Here is a 15,168-nt window from a genome sequence, read left to right as displayed (position 1 = left end):
GGAGTGCGGGGCCCTTCCGTACGGACTACTTGCCGGTCAGACGGGCGATCGCCTCGTCCACCGTCAGCTCCTCGCGCTCCCCGGTGCGACGGTCCTTCAGCTCCAGGACGCCGTCGGCTGCACGGCGGCCCGCGACCAGGATCTTCGGGACGCCGATGAGCTCGGAGTCGGTGAACTTCACGCCGGGCGAGACGCCGGGACGCTCGTCGACCAGGACGCGCAGTCCGGCCTCGCCCAGCTTCTCGGCGACCTCGACGGCGAGCTCCGTCTGGAGCGCCTTGCCCGCCGCGACGACGTGCACGTCCGCCGGGGCGATCTCGGCGGGCCAGCACAGGCCCTTGTCGTCGGCGGACTGCTCGGCGAGTGCGGCCACGGCGCGCGAGACGCCGATGCCGTACGAGCCCATGGTCACGCGGACCGGCTTGCCCTGCTGGCCCAGCACGTCGAGGGAGAACGTGTCGGCGTACTTGCGGCCGAGCTGGAAGATGTGGCCGATCTCGATGGCGCGGTCCAGCTTGAGGCCGGTGCCGCACTTGGGGCAGGGGTCGCCCTCTTCGACGACGACGACGTCGAGGTAGTCGTCGACCTCGAAGTCACGGCCGGCGACGACGTTCTTGGCGTGCGTGTCCTGCTTGTTGGCGCCGGTGATCCAGGCGGTGCCGGGGGCGACGCGGGGGTCGGCGATGTAGCGGACCTTGGCGAGTCCCTGCGGGCCGACGTAGCCGCGTACGAGATCGTCGCGGCCCTCGAAGTCCTCGGCGGTGACCAGCTCGACGACGGCCGGGGCGAGGTGCTCGCCCAGCTTGCCGAGGTCGACCTCGCGGTGGCCCGGGACGCCGACCGCGACGATCTCGCCGTCGATCTTGACCAGGAGGTTCTTCAGGGTCGCGGAGGCGTCGACGCCGAGCTGGGCGGCGAGGGTCTCGATGGTGGGGGTGTCGGGGGTGTCGATGTCCTCGGCGGCGGCGTGCTCGCCCTCGACGGCCTTGAGTCCGAAGGTGACGGCCTCGGTGTTCGCGGCGTAGTCGCAGTTCGGGCAGTCGGCGAAGGTGTCCTCGCCCGCGGCGGCCGGGGCCAGGAACTCCTCGGACGCGGAGCCGCCCATGGCGCCGGAGACGGCGGACACGATGCGGTGGTCCAGACCGAGCCGGTTGAAGATCTTGATGTACGCCTCGCGGTGCAGGCGGTACGACTCCGCCAGACCCTCGTCGGTCGTGTCGAAGGAGTACGAGTCCTTCATCTGGAACTCACGGCCGCGGAGCACGCCGGAACGGGGGCGGGCCTCGTCGCGGTACTTCGTCTGGATCTGGTAGAGCATCACCGGCAGGTCCTTGTAGGACGTGCACTGGTCCTTGACCGTCTGGGTGAAGATCTCCTCGTGCGTGGGGCCGAGGAGGTAGTCCGCACCCTTGCGGTCCTGGAGGCGGAACAGCAGGTCGCCGTACTCCTCCCAGCGGCCGGAGGCCTCGTACGCCTCCTTGGGCAGGAGGGCGGGGAGCAGCACCTCCTGGGCGCCGATGGCGTCCATCTCCTCGCGCACGACGCGCGAGATGTTGTCGAGGACCTTCTTGCCGAGCGGCAGCCAGGTCCAGATCCCGGCGGCGTTGCGACGGACGTAACCGGCGCGGACCAGCAGCTTGTGGCTGAGGGTCTCGGCGTCCGCCGGGTCGTCACGCAATGTCTTGACCATCAAACGGGACATGCGCTGGACCTGGGCCATGGTGAACTCCTGCTCGGAAGGGTGATGTCAGGAGGTTAGCCGGGGGGTGGGGGCGGGCGGAAATCGGTTACGCATTCAGCCCGTCCGGCGTTTGAGGACGCACGGCGCAGCCGTGTACGGGGCGCAGCCCCGGACATCAGCCCCACCGGCCCCGGCCGTGAACCCCGTCCCCCGCTCTAGCCCCGCGCCAGCGGCAACCGCGCGCCCATCACCGCGTACGGCCTCGGCGCGCTCGGGAAGTGGACCTGCTGGGCCAGGTCCACATAGCCCAGCGACCGGTAGAGCCCCCGCGCCGGGCTCTCGATGTCGATCGCGGAGAGGATCGAGCGGGGTTCGGTGGCCGTGTCCGTGAGGGACGTGATCAGGGCCCGGCCGATGCCCTTCGCCTGGAAGTCCGGATGGACGTGGAGTTCCGTGATGACGAAGGAGCCGTCGAGCCACCCGTCGAGCCCGTGGTGCCGGAGGTAGGGCTCGACGATGGTGGACCACCAGTGGGCGCGGTCGTTCGGCATGCCGTACACGAAGCCGACCAGAACACCGTCCGCCGTCGTCGCGCCGAGGGCCCTCGCCCCCGGGCTCGCCATGTGCCGCAGGACGATGTGGCGCCGTACGCCCACCTCGTCCGGACCGAGGCCGAAGGCGACCGCCTGTACGGCGAGCGCCTCGTCCACGTGTGCGGCGAGGTCGAGGGGGCCGACCCGTACGTCATCCGTCATGGGCGAAACCCTAGCCTCCCGCCCTTTCGGCACGGCGATCAGAACAGGACGCTCATGAAGGCGCCGACCTCGCGGAAGCCCACCCGCCGGTACGACGCCCTGGCCGGGGCGTTGAAGTCGTTGACGTAGAGGCTGACGACCGGGGCGACGTCGGCGAGTGCGTAGCGCAGGACGGCGGCCATGCCGCTGACGGACAGCCCGCGGCCCCGGTGCTCGGGGGCGACCCAGACGCCCTGGATCTGGCAGGCGGTGGGGGTGGCGGCGCCGATCTCCGCCTTGAAGACGACCTTGCCGTCCTCCATCCGGGCGAACGACCGCCCCGCGCCGACGAGTTCGGCGACCCGGGCCTGGTAGAGGAGTCCGCCGTCGCCCGCCATCGGGGAGACGCCGACCTCCTCGGTGAACATCGCCACGCACGCCGGCATGATCGACTCCATTTCGTCCTTGCGGATGCGGCGGACGAGCGGGTCGGGCGTGATGTCGGGAGGAAGCGCCTCCGCGACCATCAGGGGCTGGTGGGCGCGGACGTCGCGGGCGGGGCCCCAGCTCGGTTCGAGGAGGCGCCACAGCGGGGCGGTGGCCTCGGCGGGTCCGACGATCGAGGAGCAGCGGCGGCCGGTGCGGCGGGCGCGTTCGGCGAAGGCGCGGACGGCTTCGGGAGTGGCGCAGATCGGGACGAGGTTGGCGCCGGAGTAGCAGAGGCTGCGCAGCCGTCCGTCCTCGTACCAGCCCCACATCTCGCCGCCGAGGCGCCAGGGGTCGAGGCCCGCGACCTGGACCCGGGAGGCCACGAAGGCGTTGTTGACGGGCTCGCTCTCCAGCAGGGCGAGCGCCTCGCCCAGGTCGCCGGGGGCGAGGACGCGGCAGGTGGTCGTCGTCAACACGTAGAGGGCCTCACCGTACGGATCGCTGATCTCCGCACTGTACCCGGCACGTTCGAAAGCGCCCAGCCGGACCGAAAAGCCCCGCACCCGGGGAATCGGGGCGGGGCTTCGGCAGGCGGTGGAACAGGCCGGGGAGCGGCCTCAGGAGCAGGTGCGGCGCACGGGTCAGCTGACGGAGACCTCGGGCTCGCCGGACGGGATGCCGTCCTTCTCCATCTGCTCGGCGATCTTCATCGCCTCTTCGATGAGGGTCTCGACGATCTTCGACTCGGGGACGGTCTTGATGACCTCGCCCTTGACGAAGATCTGGCCCTTGCCGTTGCCGGAGGCGACGCCGAGGTCGGCCTCGCGGGCCTCGCCGGGGCCGTTGACGACGCAGCCCATGACGGCGACGCGCAGCGGCACCTCCATGCCTTCGAGCCCGGCCGTGACTTCCTCGGCGAGCTTGTAGACGTCGACCTGGGCACGCCCGCAGGACGGGCAGGAGACGATCTCCAGGCGGCGCGGCTTGAGGTTGAGGGACTCCAGGATCTGGATTCCGACCTTGATCTCCTCGACCGGCGGGGCCGAGAGGGAGACGCGGATGGTGTCGCCGATGCCCTCGGAGAGCAGGGCGCCGAAGGCGACGGCCGACTTGATGGTGCCCTGGAAGGCGGGGCCCGCCTCGGTGACGCCGAGGTGCAGCGGGTAGTCGCACTGGGCGGCGAGCTGGCGGTAGGCGTTGACCATCACGACCGGGTCGTTGTGCTTGACCGAGATCTTGATGTCGCCGAAGCCGTGCTCCTCGAAGAGGGAGGCCTCCCAGAGGGCGGACTCGACGAGGGCCTCCGGGGTGGCCTTGCCGTACTTCTTCAGCAGGCGGGCGTCCAGCGATCCCGCGTTGACGCCGATGCGGATCGGGGTGGCGGAGTCGCGCGCAGCGTGCGCGATCTCCTTGACCTTGTCGTCGAACTGCTTGATGTTGCCGGGATTGACGCGGACTGCGGCGCAGCCCGCGTCGATGGCGGCGAACACGTACTTCGGCTGGAAGTGGATGTCGGCGATCACCGGGATCTGCGACTTGCGCGCGATCGTGGCGAGCGCGTCGGCGTCGTCCTGCGTCGGACAGGCGACGCGGACGATCTGGCAGCCGGACGCGGTGAGTTCGGCGATCTGCTGCAGCGTCGCGCCGATGTCGGACGTACGAGTGGTCGTCATCGACTGCACCGACACGGGTGCGTCCCCGCCGACCGCGACGGTACCGACCTGGATCTTGCGGCTGACCCTCCGGTCGGCGAGCTTCGTCGGAACGGCAGGCATTCCGAGAGAAATTGCAGTCATCTGCTGTGCAACCCCAAGTGTGGATCTAGGTCCCGGGACGATCGGCGGGCTCCGGTCTTACAGGTCTTCGAGCGTACGTCACCTCGAATGACCCGAGTACACCCCGTCGACAAATCCACTCAATGGAGACCAGAAAACGGCGCCCCCGAAGGGGCGCCGGTGACTGGGCGGTGCGGGGGCCTCAGGAGATGCGGACGGGGTTCACCACGTCCGCGATCAGCACCAGTGCCGTGAAGCAGATGAAGAGGCCCGCGACGACGTACGCGACCGGCATGAGCTTGGCGACGTCGAAGGGGCCCGGGTCGGGCCGCTTGAAGACCTTCGCCAGGTTGCGCCGCAGGGACTCCCAGAGGGCGCCTGCCATGTGCCCGCCGTCGAGCGGGAGCAGCGGCAGCATGTTGAACAGGAAGAGCGACAGGTTGAAGCCCGCCACCAGCGTCAGCATGAAGCCGATGGTGGTGTCGGTGGGCAGGCCCAGGCCCATGATCTCGCCGCCGACGCGGGCCGCTCCGACGACGCCCATCGGGGAGTCGGCCTTGCGCTCCTCGCCGTTGAACGCCGCGTTCCACAGGTCGGGGACCTTGGACGGGAGGGCGACGAGGGAGTCCAGCCCCGACTGGAACATGGTGCCCATCTGGTCGATGGACTCGCCGAAGGTGAGCGGGGTGATGGCGGCGGAGGGACCGAAGCCGAGGTAGCCGGCCTCGACGTACTGGTCCTTGATCGGGTTGCCGTCGGAGTCCTTGGCCAGGACCTTGTTGGTCAGCACCTGGGTGGTGAGGACCTTCTCCTGACCGCCGCGGTCGACGGTGATGCTGACCTTGCCGCGGGACTCGCGGATGCGGTCGGAGAGGGCCGCCCAGTCGGCCACCGGCTGCCCCTGGAAGGCGACGATCCTGTCGCCCTTCTGGAGTCCGGCCGCCTGGGCGGGCGACGCGGGGTCACTGGTCCTGCACTCGCGGTTCTCGCTCTGCGAGACCACGCACGGGACGACGTTGTCGACGGTGGTGGTCGACTTGTTCTGGCCGACGATCATGAAGACGCCGAGGAACAGCACGAACGCCACGACCAGGTTCATGAAGGGACCGGCGAACATCACGACGAAGCGCTTCCACGGCTTGCGCGTGTAGAGCAGCCGCGTCTCGTCGCCGGGCTGGAGCTCCTCGTACGCCGCCGAGCGGGCGTCCTCGATCATGCCGCGCCACGGCGAGGTGGAGCGGGCCTCGATGCGGCCGTCGGCACCGGGCGGGAACATGCCGATCATGCGGATGTAGCCGCCGAGCGGGATGGCCTTGATGCCGTACTCGGTCTCGCCCTTCTTCTTCGACCAGAGGGTGGGGCCGAAGCCGACCATGTACTGGGGCACCCGGACGCCGAAGAGCTTGGCGAAGGAGAGGTGGCCGAGTTCGTGCAGGGCGATCGAGATGAGCAGCCCGACGAAGAAGATGACTATCCCGAGGACCGTCAACAGGATGGACGTCATGCGCGGGCCTCCGCCGACTCTGCTGTCTTGGCTGACTTGCTTCTTGCCAGTTCACGGGCACGGGTGCGCGCCCAGGATTCTGCTTCCAGGACGTCCGCGACCGTGAGGGAGGTTCCCGAAACGGGATTTCCGTGTTCGGCCACCACCTCGGCGACCGTATCCACGATTCCTGTGAAAGGCAGCCGTCCCGCGAGGAACGCGTCCACGCATTCCTCGTTCGCGGCATTGAACACCGCCGGGGCCGTGCCCGCGAGCGTTCCGACGTGACGGGCGAGTCCCACGGCGGGGAACGCCTCGGTGTCCAGGGGGAAGAATTCCCAGGTGGAGGCCTTGGACCAGTCGAAGGCGGGGGCCGCGTCAGGCACCCGTTCGGGCCAGCCGATACCGAGTGCGATGGGGCCGCGCATGTCGGGCGGGGTGGCCTGGGCGAGGGTCGAGCCGTCCACGAACTCCACCATGGAGTGCACGTAGGACTGGGGGTGGACGACGACCTCGATGCGGTCGAAGGGGATGTCGTAGAGGAGGTGTGCCTCGATGACTTCCAGGCCCTTGTTGACGAGGGTCGCCGAGTTGACGGTGATGACGGGGCCCATCGCCCAGGTGGGGTGGGCGAGTGCGTCCTCGCGGGTGACGCCCGCCAGCTCCGCCCGCGTACGGCCGCGGAAGGGGCCGCCCGACGCGGTGACGACGAGCTTGCGGACGTCGCTGCGCTTGCCGCCGGCCAGTGCCTGGAAGAGCGCGGCGTGCTCGGAGTCGACGGGGATGATCTGGCCGGGCTTCGCGAGGGCCTTGACCAGGGGGCCGCCGACGATCAGCGATTCCTTGTTGGCGAGCGCGAGGGTGCGGCCCGCTTCGAGGGCGGCGAGGGTGGGCGCGAGACCGATGGAGCCCGTGATGCCGTTGAGGACCGTGTGGCAGTCGGAGGCGGCGAGCTCGGTGGCGGCGTCGGGTCCGGCCAGGATCTCGGGGAGCGGGTCCGTGCCGTACCTCGCGCGCAGTGCCTCGCGCAGGGCGGGCGCCGCCTCCTCGCGGGCGACCGCCACGGTGCGTACCTTCAGCTGCCGTGCCTGGTCGGCGAGCAGGTCGACCTGGGATCCCGCCGCGGACAGCGCGGTGATCCTGAAGCGGTCGGGGTTGCGCAGCACCAGGTCGATGGCCTGGGTGCCGATCGACCCGGTGGAGCCGAGGACCACGACGTCGCGCGGCCCTTCGGTCACGGCTCCGAAGCGGAGGTGCGGGTCGGCGAGGGGGGCTGGACTGTCGGTCATCCCCCCATTGTGGCCCGCGCGCGGGGGCCTGTGGACAGCGCGCCCCCGCTTCCGTACGGCACGGGCGTCCGCACCGGTGCGCCATGGGCGCCTTTGTGCCGGTACGGCGCCGGCGTCCTCACCGGTCGTTCTCGCGGGTGACGACGCCGTCCTCGGTGTCCATGCTGGGGGCGCTGAACCGCAGGTGGTCGTCCTGGCGGGGCGCCAGGTCGGCGGCGGGTCCGGTGGTCTCGGTGGCCGCGACCTCCAGGTGGAAGAGGAAGCCGACGGACTCCTCCTTGATGGCGTCCATCATGGCGGTGAACAGCTCGAACCCCTCGCGCTGGTACTCGAAGACGGGTTCCCGGCCGAGCATGTAGCGCAGGCCGATGCCCTCCCTCAAGTAGTCCATTTCGTAAAGGTGTTCACGCCATTTGCGGTCCAGTACGGCGAGGACGACGCGGCGTTCCAGGTCGCGCAGGGTGTCGCTGCCGAGCTGGGCCTCGCGGGCCGCGTACTGCGCGTGGATGTCTTCGCGCACGGCGGCGGCGAGGTCCTCGGGGGTGAGGTCGGGGTCCTCGCGCAGTTCGGCGGCGGTGAGGGTGAGCGGGTAGAGCTGGCGCAGGGCGGTCCAGAGGCGGTCCAGGTCCCACTCCTCGGCGTACCCCTCGGCGGTCGCGGCGGCGATGTACGCGTCGGTGGTGTCGTCCATGAAGTGGCTGATCTGCGACGTGAGGTCCTCGCCTTCCAGGACGCGGCGGCGTTCGCTGTAGATGAGCTTGCGCTGGCGGTCCATGACCTCGTCGTACTTCAGGAGGTCCTTGCGGGCCTCGAAGTTCTGCCGCTCGATCTGTGCCTGGGCGGAGGCGACGGCGCGGGTGACCAGCTTGTTCTCGATGGGGACCTCGTCGGGGAGGTTCGCCATGGTCATGACGCGGTCGACGGCCTGGGCGCGGAAGAGCCGCATCAGGCTGTCTTCGAGGGAGAGGTAGAAGCGGGAAGCGCCGGGGTCGCCCTGGCGGCCCGAGCGGCCCCGGAGCTGGTTGTCGATGCGGCGGGACTCGTGGCGCTCGGTGCCCAGGACGTAGAGGCCGCCGAGGGCCTTCACTTCTTCGGAGGCAGCGCTGCGGTCCTTTTCGGAGGCAGCGCTGCGGTCCTTCTTGTCCAGGTTCACCGGCTCATCGGACTCCCCCGGCTCCACGGGTTCCGGGCTGCCGCCGAGCATGATGTCGGTGCCGCGGCCCGCCATGTTGGTGGCGACGGTGACGGCGCCCCGGTGCCCGGCGCGGGCGACGATCTGGGCCTCGCGCTGGTGGTTGCGGGCGTTGAGGACCTCGTGCGGGACGCCCCGGTGGCGCAGCAGGGTGGAGAGGTACTCGGACTTCTCGACCGAGACGGTGCCGACCAGGACGGGCTGGCCCTCGGCGTGCTTCTCGGCGATGTCCTCGACGACGGCCGCGTACTTGGCGTCCTCGGTGCGGTAGATGAGGTCGGGGTCGTCGCGGCGGATCATCGGACGGTTGGTGGGGACGGGCACCACCTGGAGCTTGTAGATCTGGTGGAACTCGGCTGCCTCGGTCATGGCGGTGCCGGTCATGCCGGACAGGCCCTTGCCGTAGAGGCGGAAGAAGTTCTGCAGGGTGATGGTGGCGAGGGTCTGGTTCTCGTTCTTGATCTCGACCCCCTCCTTGGCCTCGATGGCCTGGTGGAGTCCTTCGTTGTAGCGGCGGCCGGACAGCAGGCGGCCGGTGTGCTCGTCGACGATCAGGACCTCGCCGTCCATGACGACGTAGTCCTTGTCCTTGCGGAAGAGTTCCTTGGCCTTGATGGCGTTGTTGAGGTGGCCGATGAGCGGGGTGTGCGCGGAGTCGTAGAAGTTGTCGATGCCGAGCTGGTCCTCCAGGTGTGCGATGCCGCGGTCGAGAATGGCGACGGTGCGCTTCTTGGGGTCGTATTCGTAATGGTGGAGGGCCCGGATGTCGGCGAGTTCGTCCTTCTGCTGCTGGGTGGTGAACCGCTCCTCCTGGACGAGTACGCCTTCCATCTGCGCGACCATCTTCACGAAGACGGAATACCACTTGGTGGGCTGGTCGGCGGGTCCTGAAATGATGAGCGGGGTACGGGCCTCGTCGATGAGAATGGAGTCCGCTTCGTCGACGACGGCGAAATGGTGGCCGCGCTGGACGAGTTCGGCGAGCGACCAGGCCATGTTGTCGCGGAGATAGTCGAAGCCGAATTCGGTGTTGGTGCCGTAGGTGAGGTCGCAGGCGTAGGCGGCGCGCCGGTCGGCGGGTTCCATGTCGGCCTTGATGACGCCGACGGTCAGCCCCATGAAGCGGTACGCCCTGCCCATCCAGGCGGCGTCGCGTTCGGCGAGGTAGTCGTTGACGGTGACGAGGTGGGCGCCCTTCCCGGTGAGCGCGTTCAGATAGAGCGGCAGGGTGGCGACGAGGGTCTTCCCCTCCCCCGTGCGCATTTCGGCGACGCACTGGAGGTGGAGGGCCGCACCGCCCATGATCTGTACGTCGAAGTGGCGCATTCCGAGCGTGCGCCGGGCCGCTTCGCGCATGGCGGCGAATGCTTCCGGGAGGAGGTCGTCGAGGCTTTCGCCGGCGGCGAGCCGCTCCTTGAATTCGCCGGTGAGCGACTGGAGTTCCTCGTCGGTGAGTTCGCGGTACTCCGCGTCGAAAAGATTGACCTCTTCGGCGATTCTCTGCAGCCTCCGCAGCATGCGGCCCTCGCCCGCCCGCATGATTTTGTTGGTGACCCGCCCCAGACCGAAACCCGGCATCGGAATTCCCCCTCGCTGAGGCGGACCATTGTCTGGGGTAACTTCCGCTGCCGCAAGGAGAGTTGTGCACGGGTGGGGCGGGATTCGACACGGGTCAAGAATTGAGGCTGCTGAATTTCTCCCACTGCGCGTCCACGATCTCCTTCGGTACGCCGCCGAGGTCCGCGCTCTCCAGGGTCTGGGCCCGGAACGAGAGCACGGTGGGCCCGGACCGCACGACAGTGAGGTATTCGTACGACGCGGCGGCGCCCTTGCCGTCGCGCAGCGTGAGCCGGAACGCCTGCGCCTCGTCGCCGACCCCCGCCGGGGCGGGCAACTTTCCGACGCCGGTGTACGTGCCCCGGACCGTCCCGCGCACCTCGGCGAAGCCGCCCGCGCACTTCTTCCCGGCGGTGCGCAGATCGTCCAGCACCCCGGCCGCGCGCCCGGCCGCGTACGTACGCAACTGCACGGCGACATCGGTGCCCTGCGGCTTTCCGGGGTCGGCGAGCCTGCGGTGGACCTGGGCCGCGGGGCCGCCGCGGACCGAGCGGAGCCCGACGAGGGGCTGGCAGACGGCGGGTTCCGCGGTGTAGTCGTCGCTCGGCGGACCGCCGGAGACGGTGTACTCACCGGTGCGGTACGGGCCTGCCTCCTCGCCGGGGGTGAGGGCGCGGGCGGCGAGGGCGGCCGGGGAGAGGGCCTGGGGAGCGGCGGCCGGCTTGCCGTCGGTGCGGGCGGCGGGCTCGGCCGGGCCGCCGCAGGCCGTCAGGGCGGCGGACACCACCGCCATCGCCACCGCCAGAATCGGTCGTGCCGTCGCGTGCTTCTTCCCGTACCCCTTGTTCATGTGTTCATCGTGGGGCACGGGAAGTCGCGGTGTCACCCGTTCCGGTCAGCGGCTTCGATCACCGGGGGTCAGCGGATCGGCCGGTGGACGTTGTCCTCCTTCGCCGGGCCCGGGGTGGCGTCGGCGATCCACGGCCCTTCGCCGCTGGGGTCGACGATGCCCTGCTCCAGCCAGGTGTACGTGCCGGAGAGGACGCCCCTGACCACCTTGTGGTCGAGGTCGTCGGTGTTGGTCCAGAGCCTGTTCAGGAGCTCTTCGACACGGATGCGGGACTGGCGGCAGAAGACGTCGGCGAGCTGGTAGGCCTCGCGGCCGTAGTCCTCGGTGGTGCGCAGGAGTTCGGCCCGTACGCACACCGCGCTCATCGCGAACAGCTCGGCGCCGATGTCGACGATCCGGCCGAGGAAGCCCTGCTTGGTCTCCATCCGGCCCTGCCAGCGGGACATCGCGTAGAAGGTGGAGCGGGCCAGCTTGCGGGAGGTGCGCTCGACGTACCGGAGGTGGCCCGACAGGTCGGAGTGGCCGCCCGGGTGGAACTCCTGGTAGCTGCGCGGGAGTTGACCGGGCCCCGCGACCAGCTTGGGCAGCCAGCGGGCGTAGAAGCCGGTCGCCTGCACGCCCGCCCTCGCCTTGTCGGACAGGGTCTTGTCGGGGTCGATGATGTCGCCCGCCACCTTGAGGTGGGCGTCGACGGCCTCGCGGGCGATGAGGAGATGCATGATCTCCGTCGAGCCCTCGAAGATGCGGTTGATGCGCAGGTCGCGCAGGATCTGCTCGGCGGGTACGGCGCGTTCGCCGCGCGCGGCGAGCGAGTCGGCGGTCTCGTAGCCCCGGCCGCCCCGGATCTGGACCAGCTCGTCGGCCATCAGCCAGGCCATCTCGGACCCGAACAGCTTGGCCAGCGCCGCCTCGATGCGGATGTCGTTGCGGTCCTCGTCGGCCATCTGCGAGGAGAGGTCGAGTACGGCTTCGAGGGCGAAGGTGGTGGCGGCGATGAAGGAGATCTTGGCGCCGACGGCCTCGTGGTGGGCGACCGGCTTGCCCCACTGCTCGCGCACCGCCGACCACTCGCGGGCGATCTTCAGGCACCACTTGCCCGCGCCGACGCACATGGCGGGCAGCGAGAGCCGCCCGGTGTTGAGCGTGGTGAGCGCGATCCTGAGCCCGGCGCCCTCGGGGCCGATGCGGTTCGCGGCGGGGACCTTGACCCGGTGGAAGCGGGTGACGCCGTTCTCCAGGCCGCGCAGGCCCATGAAGGCGTTGCGGTGCTCGACGGTGATGCCCGGGGAGTCCGCCTCGACGACGAAGGCGGTGATGCCGCCCTTGCTGCTGTCGGTCTTCGGGACGCGGGCCATGACGACGAGGAGGTCCGCGACGACGCCGTTGGTGGTCCACAGCTTCACGCCGTCGAGGACGTACGCGTCGTCGCCGTCCGGTACGGCGGAGGTGGCGAGCCGCGCCGGGTCGGAGCCGACGTCCGGCTCGGTGAGCAGGAACGCGGAGATGTCGGTACGGGCGAGGCGCGGCAGGAACGCGTCCTTCTGCTCCTGCGTGCCGAAGAGCTTGAGCGGCTGCGGTACGCCGATGGACTGGTGCGCGGAGAGCAGCGCGCCGAGCGCGGGGCTGGCGGAGCCGACCAGGGCGAGCGCCTTGTTGTAGTACACCTGGGTCAGCCCCAGGCCGCCGTACTTCCGGTCGATCTTCATGCCGAGCGCGCCGAGCTCCTTGAGCCCGTTGACCGTCTCGTCGGGGATGCGGGCCTCGCGCTCGATACGGGCGCCGTCGATCTCGCTCTCGCAGAACGCGCGCAACTTGGCGAGGAAGGCCTCGCCGCGTTCGCTGTCCTCGGCAGGGGGCAGCGGGTGCGGGTGGATGAGGTCGAGGCGGAAGCGGCCGAGGAAGAGCTCCTTGGCGAAGCTGGGCTTGCGCCAGTCCTGCTCGCGGGCGGCCTCGGCTACCTGCCGGGCCTCACGTTCTGAAACTTTGGGGCCGGTGACTTTGGGCTGTCGGCCTGGCTGGTGGTTGGCTGCTGATGCGTGTGGTGCGGACATGAGGCTCACCTCGCCGCGAGTCGGGATCAAGGACCCGGGGGACGCCGTACCGTCGCAAGGAGCCTGTACGGCTACCGACCGGTGCTACCCACTCGTATCTACCCCATTGTGCCCATCGCTACCAGCCCTCGCGCGGGGGTGCGTGCTTGCGAACGCTGCTCAGCCGTCGCCCTGGCCCGAGTTCTGCCTGCTGCTCCTGCCGGAGCTGCGCACCAGCTTGCCCGCGCCGAGGGTCAGGGCCGCGACCACGCGGACCCAGCGGGGGCCGCCGCGCTCCGCCCACACCACGCACACGCACCCGCCGACGGCGAGGGCCAGGATTCCGGGCAGCACGAAAGTGATCATGGCCCTACTTTCGCATCCCCCGTGCTCCGCCCGCAGCGCGGGGAAGGCGAAGGGGAGGCCGGTGAGCTGCTCGTCACGGTGGTGACGAGCCTCCTGGCCTCCCCTTCTTCTGTGTTTCGTTACAGGTCGATGCCCGTCAGGACCATCACGCGCTCGTACGTGTAGTCGTCCATCGCGTAGCGGACGCCCTCGCGGCCCACGCCGGACTGCTTCACGCCGCCGTACGGCATCTGGTCCGCGCGGTAGGAGGGGACGTCGCCGACGATCACGCCGCCGACCTCCAGGGCGCGGTGGCCGCGGAAGGCGGCCTGGATGTCGTGGGTGAACAGGCCTGCCTGGAGGCCGTACTTGGAGGAGTTGACCGCCGCGAAGGCTTCGGCCTCGCCGTCCACCTTCTGCACGGACAGGACCGGACCGAAGACCTCCTCGCAGGAGAGGGTGACGTCGGCCGGGAGGGCGGCGACGACGGTCGGCGCGTAGCTGGCGCCGTCGCGCTCGCCGCCGGTGAGCAGCTCGGCACCGGCCTTGACCGCCTCGTCCACCCAGGACTCGACGCGCTTGGCGGCGTCCTCGCTGACGAGGGGGCCGACGTCGGTGGAGGCGTCGGACGGGTCGCCGGTGACCTGCTTCTCGACCGCGGCGACGATCTTCGGGACCAGGCGGTCGTACACGGAGGCGTCCGCGATGACGCGCTGCACCGAGATGCAGGACTGGCCGCCCTGGTAGTTGGAGAAGGTCGCGATGCGGGTGGCGGCCCGGTCCAGGTCCTTCTCGGAGGAGAAGTCGCCGAGGACGACGGCCGCGCCGTTGCCGCCGAGCTCCAGGGTGCAGTGCTTGCGCGGCACCGAGTCCATGATCGCGTAGCCGACCTTGTCGGAGCCCGTGAAGGAGATGACGGGCAGGCGCTCGTCCTGGACCAGGGCGGGCATCTTGTCGTTCGCGACCGGCAGGACCGACCAGGAGCCGACGGGCAGCTCGGTCTCGGCGAGCAGCTCGCCGAGGATCAGACCGGAGAGCGGGGTGGCCGGGGCCGGCTTGAGGATGATCGGCGCGCCGACGGCGATCGCGGGGGCGACCTTGTGGGCGCAGAGGTTGAGCGGGAAGTTGAAGGGCGCGATGCCGAGGACGACGCCGCGGGTGAAGCGGCGGGTCAGGGCGAGGCGGCCGACGCCGCCGGCATCGGTGTCGAGGCGCTGGGCGTCGCCGCCGTTGAACCGGCGGGCCTCTTCGGCCGCGAACCGGAACACGGAGACGGCACGGCCGACCTCGCCGCGGGCCCACTTGATCGGCTTGCCGTTCTCGGCGGAGATCAGCTGGGCGATCTCCTCGGTGCGCTCGGCGAGGCGGTCGGCGACGTGGTTGAGCGCGGCGGCGCGGACGTGGGCCGGGGTCGCGGCGAACTCGTCGCGTACCGCGTACGCAGCGGCGACGGCTTCTTCGACCTGGGCGTCGGTCGGGATGCTGACCTTGCCGACGAGGCGGCCGTCCCACGGGGACGTCACGTCGAAGGTGTCGTCGCCGGTGGCCTGGCGGCCGGCGAGCCAGAAGGCGTGGGTGGAAGTGGAAGTCATAGGGGATCCGGCCCTTCCGAGAGTGCGGGGTGGAGTGAGGTGGGTTGTGGACTCCACCGTAGGGGCGGGGCGGGGAGTCGTCGTTTGTCCGGGGTGGAGTGTTGGGGGTGGGGTGCGTGCCGGAATGGCGTTGCGGGCGCGAGCGTGTGCGGTCGGGAGGACGGGGCTCCGCGTGGGGGCCGCCCCCATTCCCGCCCGTCCCGCCCCCCCG

11 protein-coding genes are annotated in these 15,168 nt (G+C 70.1%); all 11 read right to left on the bottom strand.

The window, feature by feature from the left end; genetic code table 11:
* Positions 1–25 precede the first annotated feature (25 nt).
* Complete coding sequence (locus tag ACWGIG_RS26920; RefSeq protein WP_453324259.1) at positions 26–1,720, bottom strand: proline--tRNA ligase; 1,695 nt, start codon at positions 1,718–1,720, stop codon at positions 26–28.
* Positions 1,721–1,896: 176 nt separating this feature from the next.
* Positions 1,897–2,436 carry a GNAT family N-acetyltransferase gene (locus ACWGIG_RS26915; protein WP_453324258.1) on the bottom strand — a complete coding sequence of 180 codons (540 nt, stop codon included), beginning with the start codon at positions 2,434–2,436 and terminating at the stop codon, positions 1,897–1,899.
* A 38-nt stretch (positions 2,437–2,474) separates the two neighbouring features.
* Positions 2,475–3,320: a GNAT family N-acetyltransferase gene (locus ACWGIG_RS26910; protein WP_453324257.1), complete on the bottom strand. Its 846-nt coding sequence runs from the start codon at positions 3,318–3,320 to the stop codon at positions 2,475–2,477.
* Positions 3,321–3,485: 165 nt separating this feature from the next.
* Positions 3,486–4,640 (bottom strand): flavodoxin-dependent (E)-4-hydroxy-3-methylbut-2-enyl-diphosphate synthase, encoded by a 1,155-nt coding sequence (gene ispG / locus ACWGIG_RS26905; protein ID WP_453324256.1) that lies wholly within the window; start codon positions 4,638–4,640, stop codon positions 3,486–3,488.
* 181 nt (positions 4,641–4,821) lie between these two features.
* Positions 4,822–6,123, bottom strand: a complete 1,302-nt coding sequence (locus ACWGIG_RS26900; RefSeq protein WP_453324255.1) for a M50 family metallopeptidase — start codon at positions 6,121–6,123, stop codon at positions 4,822–4,824.
* Complete coding sequence (gene dxr, locus ACWGIG_RS26895; protein ID WP_453324254.1) at positions 6,120–7,391, bottom strand: 1-deoxy-D-xylulose-5-phosphate reductoisomerase; 1,272 nt, start codon at positions 7,389–7,391, stop codon at positions 6,120–6,122. Before dxr ends, ACWGIG_RS26900 begins: the two co-directional genes overlap by 4 nt.
* A 118-nt stretch (positions 7,392–7,509) precedes the next feature.
* Positions 7,510–10,161, bottom strand: a complete 2,652-nt coding sequence (gene secA, locus ACWGIG_RS26890; protein ID WP_453324253.1) for a preprotein translocase subunit SecA — start codon at positions 10,159–10,161, stop codon at positions 7,510–7,512.
* 94 nt (positions 10,162–10,255) lie between these two features.
* On the bottom strand, positions 10,256–10,990 hold the full coding sequence (locus ACWGIG_RS26885) for a hypothetical protein (RefSeq protein ID WP_453324252.1): 735 nt from the start codon (positions 10,988–10,990) through the stop codon (positions 10,256–10,258).
* Between the two features lie 68 nt (positions 10,991–11,058).
* The gene (locus tag ACWGIG_RS26880) at positions 11,059–13,041 is read right to left on the bottom strand and encodes an acyl-CoA dehydrogenase family protein (RefSeq protein WP_453324251.1); all 1,983 of its coding nucleotides are present in this window, start codon (positions 13,039–13,041) and stop codon (positions 11,059–11,061) included.
* Positions 13,042–13,200: 159 nt separating this feature from the next.
* Complete coding sequence (locus tag ACWGIG_RS26875) at positions 13,201–13,386, bottom strand: hypothetical protein (RefSeq protein WP_453324250.1); 186 nt, start codon at positions 13,384–13,386, stop codon at positions 13,201–13,203.
* A gap of 119 nt (positions 13,387–13,505) precedes the next feature.
* The gene (locus ACWGIG_RS26870; protein ID WP_453324249.1) at positions 13,506–14,957 is read right to left on the bottom strand and encodes an aldehyde dehydrogenase family protein; all 1,452 of its coding nucleotides are present in this window, start codon (positions 14,955–14,957) and stop codon (positions 13,506–13,508) included.
* Between the last annotated feature and the right edge of the window lie 211 nt (positions 14,958–15,168).

The sequence above is a fragment of the Streptomyces sp. NPDC054863 genome, assembly GCF_053610825.1.
This window is presented reverse-complemented; position numbering and strand designations above follow the sequence as displayed.

What these genes read in the sequence shown, in the direction of transcription:
- ACWGIG_RS26920 (WP_453324259.1), bottom strand. Translation starts at nt 1,720, where the DNA reads ATGGCCCAGGTCCAGCGCATGTCCCGTTTGATGGTCAAGACATTGCGT.
- ACWGIG_RS26915 (WP_453324258.1), bottom strand. Translation starts at nt 2,436, where the DNA reads ATGACGGATGACGTACGGGTCGGCCCCCTCGACCTCGCCGCACACGTG.
- ispG (WP_453324256.1), bottom strand. Translation starts at nt 4,640, where the DNA reads ATGACTGCAATTTCTCTCGGAATGCCTGCCGTTCCGACGAAGCTCGCC.
- ACWGIG_RS26900 (WP_453324255.1), bottom strand. Translation starts at nt 6,123, where the DNA reads ATGACGTCCATCCTGTTGACGGTCCTCGGGATAGTCATCTTCTTCGTC.
- dxr (WP_453324254.1), bottom strand. Translation starts at nt 7,391, where the DNA reads ATGACCGACAGTCCAGCCCCCCTCGCCGACCCGCACCTCCGCTTCGGA.
- secA (WP_453324253.1), bottom strand. Translation starts at nt 10,161, where the DNA reads ATGCCGGGTTTCGGTCTGGGGCGGGTCACCAACAAAATCATGCGGGCG.
- ACWGIG_RS26885 (WP_453324252.1), bottom strand. Translation starts at nt 10,990, where the DNA reads ATGAACAAGGGGTACGGGAAGAAGCACGCGACGGCACGACCGATTCTG.
- ACWGIG_RS26880 (WP_453324251.1), bottom strand. Translation starts at nt 13,041, where the DNA reads ATGTCCGCACCACACGCATCAGCAGCCAACCACCAGCCAGGCCGACAG.
- ACWGIG_RS26875 (WP_453324250.1), bottom strand. Translation starts at nt 13,386, where the DNA reads ATGATCACTTTCGTGCTGCCCGGAATCCTGGCCCTCGCCGTCGGCGGG.
- ACWGIG_RS26870 (WP_453324249.1), bottom strand. Translation starts at nt 14,957, where the DNA reads ATGACTTCCACTTCCACCCACGCCTTCTGGCTCGCCGGCCGCCAGGCC.